Annotated in this window: 3 protein-coding genes and 2 pseudogenes; 2 read left to right on the top strand and 3 right to left on the bottom strand. The window is 50.6% G+C overall.

The annotated features are described in order from the left end of the window. Positions 1 to 234 (top strand): annotated as a pseudogene (locus tag POG22_RS10130) (hypothetical protein); the annotation flags it as partial. Between the two features lies 1 nt (position 235). Here the strand turns inward: POG22_RS10130 and POG22_RS10125 are convergent. The 3 genes and pseudogenes from POG22_RS10125 to POG22_RS10115 all read right to left on the bottom strand — a co-directional run. Then, positions 236 to 445: pseudogene (locus POG22_RS10125) on the bottom strand (IS1 family transposase); the annotation flags it as partial. A gap of 959 nt (positions 446 to 1,404) precedes the next feature. Beyond that, entirely contained in the window at positions 1,405 to 2,424 is a 1,020-nt protein-coding gene (locus POG22_RS10120) for an aldo/keto reductase (RefSeq protein ID WP_498905096.1), read from the bottom strand. Positions 2,425 to 2,794: 370 nt separating this feature from the next. After that, positions 2,795 to 3,286, bottom strand: coding sequence for a diheme cytochrome C (locus tag POG22_RS10115; RefSeq protein WP_498905094.1), 492 nt, complete (start codon positions 3,284 to 3,286; stop codon positions 2,795 to 2,797). Positions 3,287 to 3,514: 228 nt separating this feature from the next. Between POG22_RS10115 and POG22_RS10110 the strand changes: the two genes are divergently transcribed. Next, positions 3,515 to 4,741, top strand: a complete 1,227-nt coding sequence (locus POG22_RS10110; protein ID WP_498905092.1) for a glycosyltransferase family 4 protein — start codon at positions 3,515 to 3,517, stop codon at positions 4,739 to 4,741. The last annotated feature ends 47 nt before the right edge of the window (positions 4,742 to 4,788 follow it).

Here is a 4,788-nt window from a genome sequence, read left to right as displayed (position 1 = left end):
ATCTTGGAGATGCCGGGGATCTGGCCGCCATTTACCGATCTGGGATTTTGCGGCCAACCCTTTAATACGGCAATATCTTTTCTAACAAGGGTTTCAGGACTTTTCTGCACAAGTAAGCACCTTGACTATCTCGAAGAGCGTCTCGAACAACTCAACCGAGAAATCGAGCAATTGACTCAAAGCTGTGCGGAATGGACTGAGAAAGTCGAACTTCTCAAAACTACGCCGGGGGTAGTCATGCACAGTGATGATGACGAGCGTGGATTGAAGCATTATAATGATGGACGAAATACCAAATCGCACCGATGTGATTTTCTAACTTTTTAGAAAAATATAAGGTTTTACGAACGAGTCGAGATACATGCTGACGAAGAGTATTGTTGAATCTTTCAATATAACTGGTTTTTCCCGAATCCTTTTCAACAGCTTTATGTCGTTTGCTAGGCAAAACAGTTGGGTGCATCTCACTTTCGCATATACACGAGTTCGTCAATTTGTCAATATCTTCCTCAAGGACTGCTAGAAGGGGATTTACTACTTTAAGTATTTATACTTATCACAGAATTGAGATGCATCCTTCCGAATCGTCTCCAAAACCAGAGGAATCTCTATCTTTAGAACAACGTCTGGCTTTTCTAAAATTACCGATGTCCGAACCTCGTCGTATTCTCGAAGGTCAAGCGGAAACGATGCTCGAACACTATCAACAAGATTCTGAATGGCAGGAGTTAATGGCAGGTGACATCATCGACGACTCGATCTAACGTACCCAAGCGGTGCTAGATTTGGTTATTAATATTGAATTAAATTTTGAATGATTTTAGGCAAAACTCAAGTTTGAGTAAGAACATAATCTAAATGCGTTATATCTTTCCCATTTTACTCGCGATCGTTCCAGGCGTTGCAGGAGTTTGTATCTTTGGCTATTATGCATTTGTCGATTGGGATGCGTTGCAAAAAGCGTACGATCGCTTTTCGGAGGTTGTCGCAACTTCTTCAGATTTGTCATTATTATTCGTAGCGGAAGCCCAACAAAACATCCATCGTGTTAATTTATTTGCCGATGGTGTCTGGACGCTTCTGAGTGCAATTTTGGCAGCGATCGGACTGCATACTGTTCTAATGCTTTCGCGAAGCCGAAGTTCGAGGTAAAGACTGCGAACCTTAACACAGCATAGATCGAAACGATGAATCGCGTTTTAAAGACTCGAAAAGGGGTTCGACTTTACTAAACGTTCCATGTGTTCGATCGATTGATATCCGTGCTGGAATTCCTCCTCGAACTCACGATCGCTTCGAGTCTTACCCCCATGACAACCCGGCGATGCAACCACTCCCAATCAGTTTTGATAACTTGACCCTTGGAAAAGTCGCGATCGCCTAAACTTGACATCCGACGCTCCATCACGTCCACGCTCGATAAAACGTCACGTCTTCCCAGGCTGAGGCGAGACGACGTTCGATATCTGCCATCGCCGCATCTTCAAGGGGGACGAACTGACGCGCCACGGCCACGTTTTCCGCCAGTTGTTGGGGGTTCTCTGCCGCGATGACACAACAGCGGACGCCGGGAACCGACAGGCTGTATCCCAAGGCTTCTCGCATTCCGTCGAGACGTCCCGACGCGAACAACTTCCCGTAAGCAGGAACTTTCATGGCGATAACGCCCACGTTCTGCTCGATCGCCACAGGCATCACCACCGGGAGAAACGGTTGCGGGTGATGTTTGTCGGCGGCGTTGACGGGAATTAACGTCGTATCGAAGGGATAACGGCGCAATCCTTCGGCGATGACGTTGGGATCGTGGTGTCCGGTGATGCCGGTATAACGGATTAATCCTTGCTCTTTGGCTTCCTCTAACGCTCGTATCGCCCCCGTTCCCCCAAACAGGCGATCGATCTCTTCAGGTAGGGAAACGTGGTGTAACTGCCATAAATCCAGGCGATCGGTCTTCAAGCGTTGAAGCGATCGCTCTAATTCTCGCCAAGCTCCGTCGCGATCGCGCCTGGCGGTTTTACTCGCCAAAAACACGCGATCGCGATACTCCGGCAAAATTTTACCGAGATAATCCTCGCTCGGTCCGTAACTGGCTGCCGTATCGAAATAGCGAATTCCCAAATTTAACGCGGTTTCAACTAACTCCAACGCCTCGCCTTCTCGCCCCGGTTTCGAGAGTGGCGTTTGTCCGGCACCTCCCAACCCGAAAATCGGGACGGACTCCTCCGTTCGGCCGAGAACCCGTTCGGGCATCGTCGTGACCGCATTTGAAATGGCGTTTGACGAGGTTTCTGACGAGGTTTCTGACGATAAAATCAGATTGCGTTGTTGTACGGCTTTAATGCCGATCGCTCCTCCCGCAACGGCAGCAGTGGTAGCGATAAACTTACGTCGCGTGGGACGTCGTGTCGTGCGATCGCGGGTCATAGTAGCTGGACGACTCTACAATTTCATGGTACGCAAAACCACTCAACTGACAAGAACGATGTCACACAACTGTCACATCCGCGTCACAGTATCGTTACTTTCAAGCACTACGATGAACTTAGAAGAAGACGACGTATCCAATCAGGGGATATTTCATGCCGCATTCCCCTTATTGGCTGTACTCGGCTCCATCCTAGGTTCCAGCTTCCCCCATCTCCCTCAGATGGGGGGTTTTTTTCAGGGAAGAGGGAAGAGTGAAGAGTGAAAAGTGGGGACAGTGGACAGTTGATACGTTTTCTCCTCGCCTCCTCACTGGCGACTGGCGACTGGCGACTGAAACACTGCTCACTGTTCACTGTAAAAAGCTTCCTCATCTCCTGACCAGGCTGCGAAAATCGAACTCGACAGCATTGGGGTGGCACGTGCCGCATTGCTTGATGTCTATGGGGCGAGGAACTTCGACTTGTGGATGCAACGCCTGAAAATACGTCGAATATTCTAATCGATAGGGAATCGTTTCCTCGGCGCTGCGTTTGGGCCGGGAAAAGGTTTGGAGGTAATCCCACACGATATAAATTTGCGGACTGGGGAGAACCTCGACGCGGGTTCCGTAATGTTCTTCATCGAGCAACAATTCTCGCCAAGTTTCCGTCGGAAGTACGGCAGGAGGAATCCCGACGTGACAGGTGGCGCAATGTTCCAAATAAAGCTGTTGTCCGGCTCTAAAACGTTCTGGAATCGGATCGACGGTTCCGATATGAGGGCGATCGAGAACGCCGCGATCGACTTGGGAACGAGCGATTTGAGAGACTCCCCACCCCCAACCGACGCTCCATAAGAGCAGTAATAGACCTAAAATCAAGATCGATGGTGTTTTTCGACCTAGAGATGCTTTAGCGGGATTCGGCATACTAACAAGGACGCAATCGAGCGAAAAACGAGATTTCATCGATATTCTAGCGTTATCCTCAAACTCCTAAAGATTTCTGAGTTTCGCGGACTGAAGCATCTGACCCGAGTAAAAGAAAGTGTTTCACGAGAGTCTCAGAACAACTCTCCGAGATCGCCCAGGGCCCACAACACGCAGACGATGAAAATCTTAATCTATTCGTATAACTATCATCCAGAACCGATTGGCATCGCTCCGTTAATGACCGAGTTAGCCGAGGGTCTCGTCCGACGCGGACATCAAGTCCGGGTGGTTACGGGGATGCCGAACTATCCCCAACGCCGGATTTACGAGGGCTATCGGGGAAAGCTCTACGTCACTGAAGAACTCAATGGCGTTAAAATTCAACGGTGTTACGTTTGGGTTCGCCCCAAACCCGGTTTTATGGATCGGGTGCTTCTCGAAAGCAGTTTCGTCTCGACGAGTTTCGTGCAGGCCCTCAACGGATGGCGTCCCGATGCGATTTTGCTCACGAGTCCCCCTCTACCGGCCTGCGTTCCGGCAACTGTGGTCAAATGGATTTACCGCTGTCCCGTGGTGTTGAACCTGCAAGACGTTTTGCCCGAAGCGGCGATCGTCACGGGTTTGTTACGCAATAAGTTTCTCGTGCGGATCTTTGAGTCCCTCGAACGGTTTGCTTACCGCAATGCCGATCGCATTAGCGCGATCGCGGATGGCTTTGTGGACAACCTCCTCAAGAAAGGGGTCGATCCGCAAAAAATTGCCCTGATTCCCAACTGGGTCGATACGAATTTTATCCGTCCTCTGCCGAAAGAACCGAACGGGTTCCGCGACGAATACGACTTAAATGGAAAGTTCGTCGTTCTGTACTCTGGCAACATCGCTCTGACTCAAGGGTTAGAAACGTTAGTGCAGGCGGCCTCGTTTTTGGTCGACGTTCCCGACATTGCAGTGGTCATCGTCGGTGAAGGACGAGCGTTAGAAGTGCTGCAACGACTGCGCGAACGGTGGGAAGCAACGAATGTCAAACTGTTGCCGTTTCAGCCCCGCGAACGACTTCCCGAGATGTTGTCGGCGGCGAACGTCGGTATGGTGATGCAGAAAAGCAGCGTCATCGCCATTAATATGCCCTCGAAGATTCAGGTGTTACTGGCCAGCGGACTGCCGATCGTCGCGTCGGTTCCCGAGGACGGTACGGCGGCGAAAGCGGTGCGAAACAGCGGTGGCGGCCTCGTCGTTCCGCCAGAAGACCCCTATGCGCTAGCCCAGGCGATTCGGGAACTCTACGACAATCCCGATCGCACGACGGCGTTAGGCCAGCAGTCGCGACAGTTTGCGATCGACAACTATTCGTTCGAGGAAGCGTTGAGGCGTTACGAGGTATTGTTTGCCGAACTCGTGTCTTAGAACGAAGGGGACAGAAGCCGATCGCTCTAACTCACGCGCGATCGGCT

Source organism: Geitlerinema sp. CS-897, from assembly GCF_028368005.1.
In the GTDB taxonomy this organism is placed as follows: Bacteria; Cyanobacteriota; Cyanobacteriia; order Cyanobacteriales; family Geitlerinemataceae; genus Baaleninema; species Baaleninema simplex.
This window is presented reverse-complemented; position numbering and strand designations above follow the sequence as displayed.